11 protein-coding genes and 2 tRNA genes are annotated in these 14,152 nt (G+C 40.8%); 9 read left to right on the top strand and 4 right to left on the bottom strand.

What is annotated here, in order from left to right; translation table 11 throughout:
- Window positions 1-2: 2 nt before the first annotated feature.
- Complete coding sequence (locus GW828_RS00185) at window positions 3-365, top strand: hypothetical protein (protein WP_124014939.1); 363 nt, start codon at window positions 3-5, stop codon at window positions 363-365.
- Window positions 366-576: 211 nt separating this feature from the next.
- Here the strand turns inward: GW828_RS00185 and msrA are convergent, their stop codons facing one another.
- Window positions 577-1,056, bottom strand: a complete 480-nt coding sequence (gene msrA / locus GW828_RS00180; protein ID WP_273057350.1) for a peptide-methionine (S)-S-oxide reductase MsrA — start codon at window positions 1,054-1,056, stop codon at window positions 577-579.
- A 220-nt stretch (window positions 1,057-1,276) separates the two neighbouring features.
- On the opposite strand from msrA, the gene astE reads away from it, so the two are divergent.
- The 5 genes from astE to nadA all read left to right on the top strand — a co-directional run bounded on the left by astE (window position 1,277) and on the right by nadA (window position 7,439).
- Window positions 1,277-2,305 (top strand): succinylglutamate desuccinylase, encoded by a 1,029-nt coding sequence (astE, locus tag GW828_RS00175; protein ID WP_273057352.1) that lies wholly within the window; start codon window positions 1,277-1,279, stop codon window positions 2,303-2,305.
- A 156-nt stretch (window positions 2,306-2,461) separates the two neighbouring features.
- Window positions 2,462-3,640 (top strand): thiamine pyrophosphate-dependent dehydrogenase E1 component subunit alpha, encoded by a 1,179-nt coding sequence (locus GW828_RS00170; protein ID WP_124014936.1) that lies wholly within the window; start codon window positions 2,462-2,464, stop codon window positions 3,638-3,640.
- A gap of 3 nt (window positions 3,641-3,643) precedes the next feature.
- Window positions 3,644-4,621 (top strand): alpha-ketoacid dehydrogenase subunit beta, encoded by a 978-nt coding sequence (locus tag GW828_RS00165; protein ID WP_124014935.1) that lies wholly within the window; start codon window positions 3,644-3,646, stop codon window positions 4,619-4,621.
- Window positions 4,622-4,630: 9 nt separating this feature from the next.
- Window positions 4,631-6,268 (top strand): dihydrolipoyllysine-residue acetyltransferase, encoded by a 1,638-nt coding sequence (locus GW828_RS00160; RefSeq protein WP_273057355.1) that lies wholly within the window; start codon window positions 4,631-4,633, stop codon window positions 6,266-6,268.
- A 103-nt stretch (window positions 6,269-6,371) separates the two neighbouring features.
- Window positions 6,372-7,439: a quinolinate synthase NadA gene (gene nadA, locus GW828_RS00155; RefSeq protein ID WP_124014933.1), complete on the top strand. Its 1,068-nt coding sequence runs from the start codon at window positions 6,372-6,374 to the stop codon at window positions 7,437-7,439.
- A 100-nt stretch (window positions 7,440-7,539) separates the two neighbouring features.
- Here the strand turns inward: nadA and GW828_RS00150 are convergent, their stop codons facing one another.
- The 3 genes from GW828_RS00150 to GW828_RS00140 form a co-directional block, all read right to left on the bottom strand.
- Window positions 7,540-9,456, bottom strand: coding sequence for a methyl-accepting chemotaxis protein (locus GW828_RS00150; protein ID WP_273057357.1), 1,917 nt, complete (start codon window positions 9,454-9,456; stop codon window positions 7,540-7,542).
- A gap of 467 nt (window positions 9,457-9,923) precedes the next feature.
- On the bottom strand, window positions 9,924-10,934 hold the full coding sequence (gene gap / locus GW828_RS00145; RefSeq protein ID WP_124014931.1) for a type I glyceraldehyde-3-phosphate dehydrogenase: 1,011 nt from the start codon (window positions 10,932-10,934) through the stop codon (window positions 9,924-9,926).
- Between the two features lie 229 nt (window positions 10,935-11,163).
- Window positions 11,164-11,994, bottom strand: a complete 831-nt coding sequence (locus GW828_RS00140) for a DUF2989 domain-containing protein (protein ID WP_273057360.1) — start codon at window positions 11,992-11,994, stop codon at window positions 11,164-11,166.
- 201 nt (window positions 11,995-12,195) lie between these two features.
- Between GW828_RS00140 and GW828_RS00135 the strand changes: the two genes are divergently transcribed.
- From GW828_RS00135 to GW828_RS00125, 3 genes are all read left to right on the top strand, one after another.
- Window positions 12,196-13,632, top strand: coding sequence for a glyceraldehyde-3-phosphate dehydrogenase (locus tag GW828_RS00135; RefSeq protein ID WP_273057362.1), 1,437 nt, complete (start codon window positions 12,196-12,198; stop codon window positions 13,630-13,632).
- A 311-nt stretch (window positions 13,633-13,943) separates the two neighbouring features.
- Window positions 13,944-14,019, top strand: a tRNA-Gly gene (locus GW828_RS00130).
- Window positions 14,020-14,061: 42 nt separating this feature from the next.
- Window positions 14,062-14,135, top strand: a tRNA-Cys gene (locus GW828_RS00125).
- Window positions 14,136-14,152 lie beyond the last annotated feature (17 nt).

Here is a 14,152-nt window from a genome sequence, read left to right as displayed (position 1 = left end):
TTATGGAAGAGTTATCCACTGAAAGCTTGATGGCTGTAGTGTTTTTTATTGTATTGCTTATATGGGGTACTGCCATATTTTTATTTGGCCGCATTACTATTAAACATCTTGAGCAAGAAATGTTGAAAGAAGGGATAGAGCCCCCTGCTTGGGATAAAGGTATTGGTGCACGAATGGTTGCTTACGCTGGGGTTATTGCTTGGCCCAACCTCAAACGTCATGCTTCTCTTGTTAATATTGAAGCGACAAAGCGCTTTAGTCGAAGCAAAGACAAAAAACTTGCGTGGTTCTACATTATTTCTTCGGTAAGTATTTTTACTCTTGGATTATTTATTTACTATTTATATATCCATAAGAGTTACTAGTGTGAATGGATGATTGATTTAACATCGATGAGTAATATTAAGTAAAAGCTAACAAAAAAATCTATCCTCTGCCGTTGCTTAAATAGGGTGTGTTTGTTTCATTGTTGAAATAAGGACATCCCTCTTATTTCAACAATGTGTCGTAAACTCAAAAATATCAGTGATTTTGGTTGATCACGTAATAAGAAAAGTATTATTTATCTCAATCCAATTAGTAAACCAAGTGACAAGTTGGTAGGTTATTTTTTTCTAAATAATTCTGGTGATATTCCTCGGCTATGTGGAATGTTTGTATCGGTACAATTTCAGTCACAATATGACGCTGTCCCCATTTACCGCAGCGTGCTAATGCCAGCTTTGAGGTTTCAGCTTGGGCTTTTTGTTCTTTATCGTGAAAAAATATCGTACTGCGATATTGAGTGCCAATGTCGCCACCCTGCATGTTTAACATGGTCGGGTTATGGTTTTTCCAAAACACATCCAGTAGGTCGTTAAAACTGACCACTTCAGGATCAAATTCAACTTGGACAACTTCAGCATGGCCAGTGGAACCCGTCTTCACTTCTTTATAAGTTGTTGCAGTGTCTTTGCCACCCATGTAGCCACACGTTGCGTTACTGACGCCGTTAATTTCACGGAAAAAATATTCAACACCCCAAAAACAGCCTGCACCAAATGTTGCTAACGCCATGACATACCCTTAAAACATATTATAGAAGTCTAGATGGCTGTAATTGTGTTGAATATTGTGATGTTTTGCAAGCAAACTTTTATTAATAAATAAAACTAACATATGCCTGCAATAAAATAGTCTTTGGCTATGATAGAATCTGTGGCAATAAGCATCTTAGTTAACAGCCGTTTACGTCAAGTTTAACTACGCCATATAATAATGAGACAAGGAGTTGATAGTGTTATCTGACCTGATGATAAACCACGATTTTTTAGCCTATACCTTAGCAAATCCGACTCGACTACCAGCAGCGTATGACTTTATGTTAGCCCAACATACTCGGGTTGATGTATTAGATACTGGGGTGATTGTATTTACGCCAACAACTGCCACTAAAGACATTGTGTTGTCATGTGCCGTGCACGGTAATGAAACTGCGCCAATTGAAATATGCAATCAACTGATTAAAGATTTGCTGACTCAACGTATAGTGGCCAAGCAGCGTGTAATGTTTTTAATCGGTAATCCCGCTGCGATCATTAATAAAACCCGTTTTATTGATGAAAACATGAATCGCCTATTTAGCGGTGCGCATTCAAAGGGCGAGGGTTTAACTCACCCTGAGCGCCATCGAGCTAAAGCGTTAGAGCAATACGTGGCTGACTTTTTCAATGCCAATAGCGACAATCAACGCATTCATTACGACTTACATACTGCAATCCGTGCTTCAAAGCATGAAAAGTTTGCCATTTACCCATACCGTCCAGGTCGTGCTTTTAGCGGCGAGCAAATTATGTTTTTGGAGGCATGTGGTGTTGATACCATATTATTCCACCATGAACCGACAACTACGTTTAGCTACTACTCCTCAGAGCAATTTCAAGCAGATGCATTTACAGTTGAATTAGGAAAAGTGATGCCATTTGGTCAAAACGACATGAGTCGTTTTGCGCAAACTCATACTATGCTTGAAAAACTGGTTACTGAGCCTCAGTTAGCGCCTGTTGAGTTTGACGCAAGTAAGGTCAACTTGTATAAGGTGTCTAGGTCGATTAATAAACATTTCGATGACTTTGAATTTAGCTTTGCTGGTGATGCAGAAAACTTCAGTGCTTTTAGTCAGGGGGCTGCGTTAGCGACAGAAGGTGGTAAAGCGATCACCGTCGAACAGCCACAAGAGGCCATTGTATTTCCGAATGCAAATGTACCCATTGGGCAGCGTACAGTGCTATGTTTAGTACCTGCACCGAACGAGTCAATCTTATAGTCGTAAAGCAATATATACATGTCAATCGTGAGTAAAATACGTTTACAGTGAGAGTAAGTATTGATAGGTAGTTTACGTTAACGTAATGTCTACTCGCATAGTATAAATAGAGCCATGTTTATGTTGAACATGGCTTAACAATAACAAGAGCATAATATGAGCAACGCACCACTGACCAATGAAACAGTGCACCGTGTCAGCTTCCTAGACAAAGCGTCATTGCACATCCCCATTTTGCGTATTTTGCAAGCTGATGGCACCACATATGAAAATGCGGTTTTACCAGTAATCGACAAGGCTCTGGCCGAAAAAATATTTGATACCTGTGTTTTTACACGAGTATTAGACGAGCGTATGTTGGGTGCGCAACGTCAAGGACGAATTAGTTTTTACATGACCTGTACCGGTGAAGAAGCCTCAATTATCGGCAGCACAGCTGCGCTTGATAAAGACGATGTCATTTTGGCTCAATATCGCGAACACGCCTCATTGCGTTATCGTGGATTTAGTACTGAACAATTTATGAATCAAATGTTCAGTAACGAGAAAGACTTAGGTAAAGGTCGCCAAATGCCGATCCATTACGGCAGCCGTGAACTCAATTACCAAACCATTTCGTCACCACTGGCAACGCAAATTCCGCAGGCGACTGGTGTTGCTTACGGTATGAAGTTACAAGGCAAGCGTAATGTGGCCATTTGTTATTTTGGTGAAGGCGCTGCATCAGAAGGTGACTTCCATGCTGGTTTGAATATGGCCGCAGTACTCAAGTCTCCTACCATCTTTTTCTGTCGCAACAATGGTTATGCTATTTCTACCCCAACCGAAGAGCAATTTGCCGGTAACGGTATTGCCAGTCGCGGCGTAGGTTACGGTATGCATACCATACGTGTAGACGGTAACGACATGCTCGCAGTGCTAGCCGCTACGCAACAAGCTCGAGCTCACGCATTAGAGCACAATGCTCCGGTATTGATTGAAGCGATGACATATCGTTTGGGTGCGCATTCTTCATCAGACGATCCATCTGGTTATCGTTCAAAAGAAGAAGAAGCAAAATGGCAACAGCACGACCCAGTAAAACGTTTTAAATTGTGGATGATCAACAAAGATTGGCTTACTGAAGCCGATGAAGCCAAGTTATTTGAACGTTATCGCGAAGAAGTGTTAGCGGCAGTTAAAGTGGCTGAAAAGTTGCCGGTGCCGAAACTCGACGAAATTATCGAAGATGTGCTTGATAAACCAACTCCAGCGCTTAGAAAACAGCTTAAAGAGTTGAAAGAGCATATCGCTAAGTATCCAAAAGCCTATCCAAAAAGCGCAGGGAGACTCTAAATCGTGGCTCAAATGAATATGTTACACGCCATCAATGAGGCGTTATCAATAGCCATGACTGCCGATGAGCGCATGGTGATTTTTGGTGAAGATGTGGGTCACTTCGGTGGCGTTTTTCGTGCGACTTCTGGTCTGCAAGAACAGTTTGGTCGTGATCGTTGTTTCAACACACCACTAACAGAGCAAGGCATTGCAGGTTTTGCTAATGGCTTAGCATCTTATGGTATGACTGCGGTTGCTGAAATTCAGTTCGCTGATTATATTTTTCCAGCATTCGATCAAATTGTTAATGAATCAGCAAAATTTAGATACCGTAGTGGTAATCAATTTGATGTGGGTGGATTAACCTTCCGAACCCCTTATGGCGGTGGGATAGCAGGTGGTCATTATCACTCACAATCTCCTGAAGCCTATTTTACCCAAACACCAGGCCTAAAAGTGGTGATTCCACGCAATCCAGAACAAGCAAAAGGATTGTTGTTGGCATCTATTCGCGATCCAAACCCGGTTATTTTCTTTGAACCTAAGCGTTTATACCGCGCATCTGTTGGCGAAGTGCCAGCCGGTGACTACGTTATCGAATTAGGTAAAGCACAAGTGGTTAAGCAGGGCAGTGATATTACAGTCCTGGCTTGGGGCGCACAGATGGAAATCGTTGAAAAAGCCTGTGAGCGAGCGGAAAAAGAAGGTATTTCATGTGAAATTATCGACTTACGTACTATCGCACCATGGGATGTTGAAACCATCGCTAAATCAGTCACCAAAACCGGTCGTTTACTGATTAACCATGAAGCCCCTTTAACCGGTGGTTTTGCTGGCGAGATTGCCGCAACGATCCAACAAGAATGTTTCTTATCGCTTGAGTCACCAATTTGTCGAGTGTGCGGCTTAGATACGCCTTATCCATTAGTGCATGAAAAAGAATACATGCCAGATGAGTTAAAGACCTTCGAAGCTATCAAGGCCACAGTTGCTTATTAGGAGTAAGATATGATTAAAGATTTTATTTTACCTGACATCGGCGAAGGTGTAGTGGAATGTGAATTAGTCGATTGGTTAGTCAGTGAAGGTGACATGGTTACCGAAGACCAACCGATTGCTGATGTAATGACTGACAAAGCCTTAGTACAAATTCCTGCGCCACATGCCGGAAAAATCACTAAGCTTTATTATGCTAAAGGCGAAATAGCCATAGTGCATCAGCCATTATATGCGGTTGAGATGGACGGTGATGACAGCTCTAGTGTTTCTGAGACTCCTGTAGCTGCTGTCACTCCGGTTAAAGAAGCTGTTAACGATACATCGGCTAATCACGATCCTGTTGATCGGGATAACTCTGTCGCTGCGACAACAAAAAGTTCATCAAATATTGAAGAATTCTTACTACCCGATATTGGTGAAGGAATTGTTGAATGTGAGCTAGTTGACTGGTTGGTAGAAGAAGGCGATATGGTGGTCGAAGACCAACCAATTGCTGATGTGATGACCGATAAAGCGTTAGTGCAAATTCCGGCGATGAAAGCCGGTAAAATAGTTAAACTGCATTACCGTAAGGGTCAGCTTGCTAAAGTGCATTCGCCTCTATTTTCCATCGAAGTCGAAGCTGATGCTGATAGTGCATCTGCTAGCGTTGACGTGGTTCAACAGGCTCAAGCCGCTGCACCACATGTTAATCTAGAGCCCGTTGCCCAAGGTAAAGCGTTAGCCAGCCCAGCTGTTCGCCGTATGGCGCGGACACTCGATATAAATATCGCAACTGTAGTGGGTACGGGCAAAAATGGCCGTGTTTATAAAGAAGATATTGAACGTCATCAGCAAGGTGCAAGTGCCTCTCAACCCGCTGCAAATACAAATGCTGCTTCATCGTCTGCTGATCAAGTGACAAGTCCTGTCAGTGGTCAATTAGTTAGCCCTGCTTCAGCAAGTGATCGTGTTGAACCTATCAAAGGCGTCAAAGCTATTATGGCTAAAATGATGGTTGAGTCAGTATCGACAATTCCACATTTTACCTATTGCGAAGAATTTGATTTAACTGAATTGGTTGCTTTGCGTGAAAGTATGAAGCAGCGCTACTCAACCGACGAAGTGAAGCTCACTATGATGCCATTCTTTATGAAGGCCATGTCATTAGCTATCAATGAATTTCCGATCTTGAACAGTCAAGTAAACGCTGATTGCACTGAACTCACATATAAGTCGCGCCATAATATTGGTATGGCAGTTGATTCAAAAGTGGGTTTATTGGTTCCGAATGTTAAAGATGTACAAAATAAGTCTATTTTAGATATTGCCGCTGACATTTCACGCTTAACCACAGCTGCACGCAGCGGCCGTGTGTCACCAGCCGATTTAAAAGATGGGACTATTTCAATTTCTAATATCGGTGCATTAGGCGGCACGATAGCAACACCTATCATTAATAAACCTGAAGTGGCGATTGTGGCATTAGGTAAGTTACAGATACTGCCTCGATTTAACGCCAAAGGTGAAGTTGAAGCACGTAAGATTATGCAAGTTAGCTGGTCTGGCGATCACCGCGTTATTGACGGTGGCACCATAGCTCGCTTCTGTAATTTATGGAAACACTACCTAGAGCAACCACAAGAAATGCTCTTAGCCATGCGTTAATAATGATTAAGCTATCTTATGCAAAAGGACGCTAACGCGTCCTTTTGTTTTAAGTGGCTTTTTCGTATAATACACAAACAATGTAAATCGATTGGAACTTTGTATGAGTCTGTCGGCACCTAAAATTGAAACTATTGAATATCCGTTTCCGCCAAAACCTGCCGTGTTGTCTGACGCTGAAAAAGCACAATATAAAGCACGTATCAAACAGTTATTGATTGATCAAAATGCAGTCCTTGTTGCCCATTATTATACCGATCCTGAAATTCAAGCATTAGCTGAAGAAACTGGTGGTTGTGTGTCAGATTCTTTAGAAATGGCTCGCTTTGGTCGCGATCACCCAGCAAAGACATTAATTGTTGCTGGGGTTAAGTTTATGGGCGAAACCGCTAAAATCTTAAGCCCTGAAAAAACCATTTTAATGCCCACTCTGGAAGCAACCTGTTCGTTAGATCTAGGTTGTCCGATTGAGCAATTTAATGAGTTTTGCGATGCCCATCCAGATCATACTGTTGTGGTGTATGCCAACACCTCTGCAGCAGTAAAAGCTCGTGCAGATTGGGTGGTCACCTCAAGCATTGCTTTAGAAATTGTTGAGCATCTCGATAGCCAAGATAAAAAAATTATCTGGGCACCCGATCGCCACTTAGGCTCCTACATCAATACACAAACTGGCGCCGACATGTTGTTATGGCAAGGCGAGTGTATTGTGCATGATGAGTTTCAAGCTAAAGCATTGCGCGAGCTTAAAAAGCAGCATCCTGGCGCAGCCATTTTGGTTCACCCAGAGTCACCAGCTAGTGTGGTTGAGCTTGCTGATGCTGTAGGTTCTACCAGTCAGTTGATTAAAGCGGCGCAAACCATGGCCAACGACACCTTTATTGTTGCCACGGATCGCGGTATTTTTTATAAAATGCAGCAAGCTGCTCCAGGTAAAACCTTGCTCGAAGCCCCAACCGGCGGCAACGGTGCCACCTGTAAGAGTTGTGCCCATTGCCCGTGGATGGCCATGAACGGCTTGCAAGCTATCGAAGCTTCACTAGTTGATAGTGATAAAACTAATCATGAAATATTTGTTGATGATGAACTGCGCATCAAAGCACTCATCCCACTAACTCGCATGCTCGATTTTGCCAAAGAATTGAATATGAAAGTGAAGGGCAACGCATAAGTAAATAGCTAAGTTTGCGAATCAATTACTAGCCTTATAAAAAACCGACTCCATGTCGGTTTTTTATTCTCAATTGTTATTGTTGTGGTGCAGTATTCTGTTAAATTTTAAATTGCCCAACTAAGGTATTAAGTTGCTTAGACAAATCAGCAAGGTCCTCGCTTGCCTTGGCTGTTTGCATTGCACCATCCGTAGTCTTAGTAACGATATAGTTGATGTTATTGATGTTTTTATTAATCTCATTTGATACCGCACATTGTTCATTTGCTGCACTGGCGATTTGAATATTCATCTCAGTGATAGTATTGACCGCTGCAAAAATGTCATCGAGCGCTCGGTCGGCATTATTTGCCTGTGCTACACAAGAATCTGTGACCTTACTACTTTCTTTCATGACTTGAACTGCTTTCGCTGCACCACTTTGTAATTGTTCTATCATGGCTTGAATGTCTTGGGTTGAGGCCTGTGTTCGGCTTGCTAAGGTTCGAACTTCATCAGCAACAACAGCAAAGCCTCTGCCTTGTTCGCCAGCGCGAGCAGCTTCGATTGCGGCATTCAGAGCTAACAAATTAGTTTGATCAGAAATATTGCGGATTACTTCCAGTACACTATCAATGGCTGTTGTTTGGCTTTGTAAATGTGAAACAGTTTCTGTCGCAATGTTGATTTCTGATGCTAATTGATTAATTTCTGATGACACTGCGCTGACGACAAGTTTTCCCGTTTCTGTTGCTTCATTGGCTTTTTGGGCAGCATCAGCTGCTTGAGTAGCATTTTGTGCAACCTCTTGAACGGTTGCACTCATTTCATTCATCGCGGTCGCAACCTGCTCAGTTTCCTGTTGCTGTTGAACGGTATCAGCTCGTGTTTCAAGTGTAATATTAGATAAGCGTTCAGCAGAGTTATTAAGCAGCTGAGTAGCTGACATCACTTGGGTAATTGTGCTATGAACCTTGGTAGCAAATTGGTTGAATGCTTTGGATAGCTGAGTAATTTCATCGTTGCCGATAACGGTTAAACGCAGGGTTAAGTCGCCATCGCCATCTGCAATATTATTCATCGTGTTAGTGGTAGTATTAATTGGCTTTGTAATACTTCTGCTTACCACCCAAGCAATGGCTATCCCTAATAATAACGCAATAATACCTACAAAAATCATAGTTAAAGATACTGTCTTTAGTGCACTCGTATTATGAGTACGATCCATTGCGATTTCTAGGACGCCAATAGGTTGACCAGAAAAATCTTTTATTTGACGTAAGTAGATAGCATAGGGGGTGTCGTTTAATGTTGACTGGCTATTAAGCACTTCACCATTAAATGCTTGCGTTAAATCGGCATTATTTGAAAAACTATTAGGTTTTGTTGTGGTTCCAAAAGCTTCAAATCGTCCATTTTTCTCAGTGTAGAGAGCAATATCGACGTTATAATCTTTTTTAAATTCGTCAAAAAATGTTTGTCCAAAAGACATACCAAACTCAACAGAGCCAATATGTTTGTTTTGATAATTTATCGGCATAATTCCGCGAATGCCTATCCCAGCGACTCCTTTTTCTAGTCCTTTAACCGCTTTTTTGTCTCGATTTGCGACAACGATGGTTTGTCTAAAAGAGGATAAATCATCCCCAAACTCCTCTGGCTTGTGAACCCTTAAAAAGGACGTCGCAGGAGGTAAGTGGAACTGGAATTGACGAACGCCATAACTAGTTTTTAATGAGTCGAAAAGCGGAATAGTTCTAGCCGCTAATTCATTTCTATTGCCCTCACTGAATAGCTTTTGTAATTCTCTATCGCTAGCAATGACAGTTGCTAAAGCTTGAGCCAATTTCCCTGTTGATTCAATATCAGCTGTAGCCGTTTCATATAGCTTGTGTAGCTCGCGTTGCTCGGCGCTATCGATAGTGGCTGAGAATTCAGATAGTACGAAAGGAATAACGGTACCCATGACTAAAAACAATACAATGGCAATACCTAAGATAATACGGTTGCCGATAGTTAAATTAAATTTGCTCGCCATTTTTAATTCCTTTGACCTTTTGTAAATAAATAATATTTAATGATTTAAAATATCAGCTATAAACAGAAAATAAACAAGGCTCTATTGGTCGAATTTTGTGCTCTATGTTGTAATTACTTACCTTTACTCATAATTCATTTCATTACTTTCATTCCATTTTGTACGATTAATAGACTAGTGAACGAATTGAAATAGAAGGAGAGTCGAATCTGTCTTACTTTATTTAGTGTTATTCGACTTCGTCACTTATAAGCAATAGATATTGGGTAATAGGATATAACAGCTAACAGTGTATGTATGATTTTAGCGTGTTGATAAAATTGTAGGCGATGAATTTAATGATAATAGAAAATTGCAGTATTATTTGAATCCCAGAGCGATGAACTAACTTTTTAATAAATAAAAAAGCCCCGCAAATGCGAGGCTATTAAGTTTACTTTAAATTAGATAGCTAATTTATAGTTTAATTACTTAGCGTTCATTAACGCAACAGCGTTGTCTAACATGCGGTTACTGAAACCCCATTCGTTGTCATACCATGACATTACTTTCACTAATCGACCGTTAACACGAGTTTGTGTAGCGTCGAAATTAGAAGAGAAAGGATTATGGTTGAAGTCGATAGACACTAATGGCTCTTCATTAATCGCTAATACTTCAGACATTGGTGATGTTAGTGAAGCACGGGTAATGATGGCATTCACTTCTTCAACAGTGGTATCTCTAGAGGCTAAGAATGTTAAATCAACTAAAGACACGTTGATTGTTGGCACTCGTACCGCTAAACCGTCAAATTTACCCATAAGCTCAGGAACCACTAAACCTACTGCAGCAGCTGCACCGGTTTTAGTTGGGATCATCGACATTGCCGCAGCGCGAGCACGGCGTAAATCTGTATGGTAAACATCAGATAGACGTTGATCATTGGTGTAAGAGTGGATCGTGGTCATTAAACCAGATTCAATACCAATTTCATCATTTAACGGCTTAGCAATAGGTGCAAGGCAGTTAGTGGTACATGATGCACCAGAAATCACTGTCATGTCTGAAGTTAATATATCGTTATTTACACCATATACGATTGTGGCATCAACATTCTTACCAGGAGCTGAAATAATAACTTTCTTAGCACCAGCAGTAAGGTGTGGTTGCACAGATTCTTTAGATGTGAAAATACCCGTACATTCAAAGACAACATCAATTTTTAATTCTGCCCAAGGTAACTTTGATGGGTCACGTTCTTGGAAAGTTAAAATTTTGTCGCCATTAACATAGATAGCTTCATCGTCATGATCAACTTTCGCGTTGAAACGACCATGTACAGTATCGTACTTAGTTAAATGAGCATTAATAGAAGCATCACCTAAATCGTTTAACGCAACGATTTCGATTGGGTAATCTTTGTCGCTTTCGTACAGTGCACGTAGAACGTTTCTACCGATACGGCCATAGCCGTTAATTGCTACACGGATAGTCATCTCATATCCCTCAAGTTAAAATAATTTGGTGGCATATCATTCGCCTGGTTGTAAAATTACCAAATTGGCCGTAATAATCAAGTTAAATCACCCAAATATGCCGAATTAAGCCAATAATATTCGTATTTTTTTTACATTTAGCACATTTTGAAGATATTTTAAGCACAGTTTTGTAAGTAATAATAAATTTAATAAGCCAAAAAATGGATTCAAAGTTCACAATCCTAGCTTATTTTAATAATGCTTCACTGTGACTATTGGCAAATTGTTCGCTCATTACCACTGAAACGAGTTCAATGGCTTGACGGTCTAATGTCGATGCAAGCGCTTGATCCCCCTTAATGATAGCTAATAACTGTTGTTCATCTGCTTGGTTTTCACTGATCAATAAGTTGGCTCTGGTCAACAGGTATTCTTTTTCACTATCTTGTTGTTGGCGGTAAATAGAAGCGAGAGCTAAAAACCAGTCAGGATCAATATCTGCTGGCTTGGTGGTAGCAAGCAAATGCAAATAAAGCGTTTTGGCATCATTAGGCGAAACTCTCACATAATAGGCTGCTAGTTGAGTAATGATATCGTTATCGACAAGCAATCCTTGCTTATAACTGTTTTCTACAATCGCTAATCCTGCTTGATCGTTAAAACGCATCCAACGATAAAAAGCTAAATGCACTTCGTTATTTACACGGGTTGTTTCTTGAAGTTCGCTGAGTGTCTGAGTGCTTACCGCAAAAGCGCGTTCTCGATCACGGGTTCGGTCAGTATTGATTTTATGTTGTACACCAGCAGCCAATTCGATGCATTTACTGTATTTCTCTAAGTAAATAAGTTGCTGGTAAAGTTGTTTACCTGTAGGCGATGAGCTCTGTTTTAACGCATATCTGTGGCGGATCAGGTCACCTTTCTCAAATCGGCACCAACTATCTTTGTGTAAATCACTACAAAGTTCAGGATTATTTTTACAAATAAGGTCGCTGTTTCGGTCATTATCACAGCCAAAAAGGCCAAAACAGGCCCCGATAACTGTAAATGATGTAATTAATACAAAATTATGGCTCAAAAGCGTCTCCGAGCGGTAAATTGTCTAATAAAATTACACATTTACCGAAAATTTGTTACTAGCGAAATCGGCTGTATTTCTTTACAATGTCGGCGACCAACAGGGGGCCACCCCCATACAATATACTAAATTATTGGTCTTTTCTTTTTGTTACTCAAACCTTTCTGAAAAAACGAGAAAAGTGAGATAAAGGATCCCTACATGAGCGCAGATAAACATTTACAAAGCTGGCAAGAACGTTTCGAAATGGCAGAAGCAATGCAACCGTTGCTTGGCAAGTTGTATCGTAACCAAGGTATTGAGGTTATGGTATATGGTAAACCACTACTCAATGCATCAACCATCGAAATCATTAAGTCACACCGTTTAGTACGTCGTCATGTCGGTGAAAAATTACGTCTTCGTGAAAGTTTCCCATTTGTTGTAGCACTTAGCAAATTAGCCATCAAGCATTGCCGAGTCGATATTGGTAAATTAGCGATTAATTACTGGCGTGATAACAAGGATGCAAGTGGTATCGAAGTTTATATGGCACAGGAGTTGTCAGAAGCAGTTAATCATGGTGATGACACCCCAGCTCGTGATGTTGTACTTTATGGCTTCGGTCGAATAGGGCGTTTGTTAGCTCGTTTACTCATTGAGCGTACTGGTAAAAGTAATAAAATGCGCCTTCGTGCCATTGTATTGCGTGGTGGTAAAAAAGGTGATTTAGAAAAGCGTGCCAGTTTATTACGTCGTGACTCAGTACACGGACCATTTAATGGTTCGGTTGAAGTTGACGAAGAAAACAACGCAATTATTGCCAATGGAACTTACATTCAAGTCATTTACGCTAACTCACCAGATGAAGTTGATTACACTAAGTATGATATTAACAACGCGTTAATTGTTGATAACACAGGTATTTGGAAAGATGAAGCTGGTTTAGGTTTACACCTTAAGAGCCCTGGAGCAGCAAAAGTATTATTAACAGCTCCAGCCAAAGGTGCGATTAAAAATATCGTTTACGGCGTTAATGAAAACGATATCCTTGATTTAGACACCATAGTGTCAGCGGCAAGTTGTACAACTAATGCCATCACACCAGTGTTAAAAGCGGTTAATGACAAATATGTGATTGAAAATGGTCACGTAGAAACGATTCACTCATATACCAACGATCAAAATTTAATTGATAACTATCACAGTGCAGATCGCCGTGGACGTAGCGCTCCGCTTAACATGGTCATTACCGAAACAGGCGCGGCTAAAGCTGTTGCTAAAGCATTGCCTATATTAGCGGGTAAACTAACCGGTAACGCAATTCGCGTTCCAACGCCTAACGTCTCTATGGCTATCATCAGTGTTAATTTACAACACGAAACTAATCGTGATGAACTGAATGAATACTTAAAAGATGTCGCATTGCAATCTGGGTTACAAAATCAAATCGATTTTACTGAATCGACTGAAATTGTTTCAAGTGACTTAGTGGGTTCACGTTATGCAGGTGTTGTCGATTCACAAGCAACGATTGCAGAGGGTAAACGTGCCATTTTGTACGTATGGTATGACAACGAATTTGGTTATAGCTGCCAGGTTGTTGGCGTTATGCAAAAAATGCTTGGCTTAACCACATTATCACTACCTAAAAACTAATATTTAATTAGTACCAAGTTTGCTGACAGTGGATGTTTAACAAGGTTTGCAAAGTTAATATCGCTGTTTATTGAGTACTTACCCAGTATGTAGTCTTGAAAGCATCTCTTTGGAGATGCTTTTTTATCCGCCTTGTAATATATTTAATCAGAATGATGATTTATGCATCAAACAGTCATTTTGTTGCAATAAATCTGTTTTTATTGATTGACTATCAGAGCTAAAACGGTAGAATGCCATTCCGCAGTCAGGGGAAACATCCTCTTGTTGCAACGTCCTAGTTTTAAATAGAGCGTTAAAGAGATACAAATGCGACATTAGCTCAGTTGGTAGAGCGATACCTTGCCAAGGTATAGGTCATCGGTTCGAACCCGATATGTCGCTCCAATTTCTTATCTCCTCCGATGGATTTGATTTTGGTTAAAGCATGGCGCGATGGCAGAATGGCTATGCTACGGATTGCAAATCCGTCTATCTCGGTTCGACTCCGGGTCGCGCCTCCACAAAATTGCGTTTAATG

The sequence above is a fragment of the Shewanella vesiculosa genome (genome assembly GCF_009994065.1).
Lineage (GTDB): Bacteria > Pseudomonadota > Gammaproteobacteria > Enterobacterales > Shewanellaceae > Shewanella > Shewanella vesiculosa.
Note: the sequence above shows the minus strand (reverse complement) of the source record. Positions and strands in the feature narration are given on the sequence as shown.

Coding starts and splice junctions, on each gene's coding strand:
- GW828_RS00135 (WP_273057362.1), top strand. CDS start 12,196: ATGAGCGCAGATAAACATTTACAAAGCTGGCAAGAACGTTTCGAAATG.
- GW828_RS00160 (WP_273057355.1), top strand. CDS start 4,631: ATGATTAAAGATTTTATTTTACCTGACATCGGCGAAGGTGTAGTGGAA.
- gap (WP_124014931.1), bottom strand. CDS start 10,934: ATGACTATCCGTGTAGCAATTAACGGCTATGGCCGTATCGGTAGAAAC.
- nadA (WP_124014933.1), top strand. CDS start 6,372: ATGAGTCTGTCGGCACCTAAAATTGAAACTATTGAATATCCGTTTCCG.
- msrA (WP_273057350.1), bottom strand. CDS start 1,056: ATGGCGTTAGCAACATTTGGTGCAGGCTGTTTTTGGGGTGTTGAATAT.
- GW828_RS00150 (WP_273057357.1), bottom strand. CDS start 9,456: ATGGCGAGCAAATTTAATTTAACTATCGGCAACCGTATTATCTTAGGT.
- GW828_RS00170 (WP_124014936.1), top strand. CDS start 2,462: ATGAGCAACGCACCACTGACCAATGAAACAGTGCACCGTGTCAGCTTC.
- GW828_RS00185 (WP_124014939.1), top strand. CDS start 3: ATGGAAGAGTTATCCACTGAAAGCTTGATGGCTGTAGTGTTTTTTATT.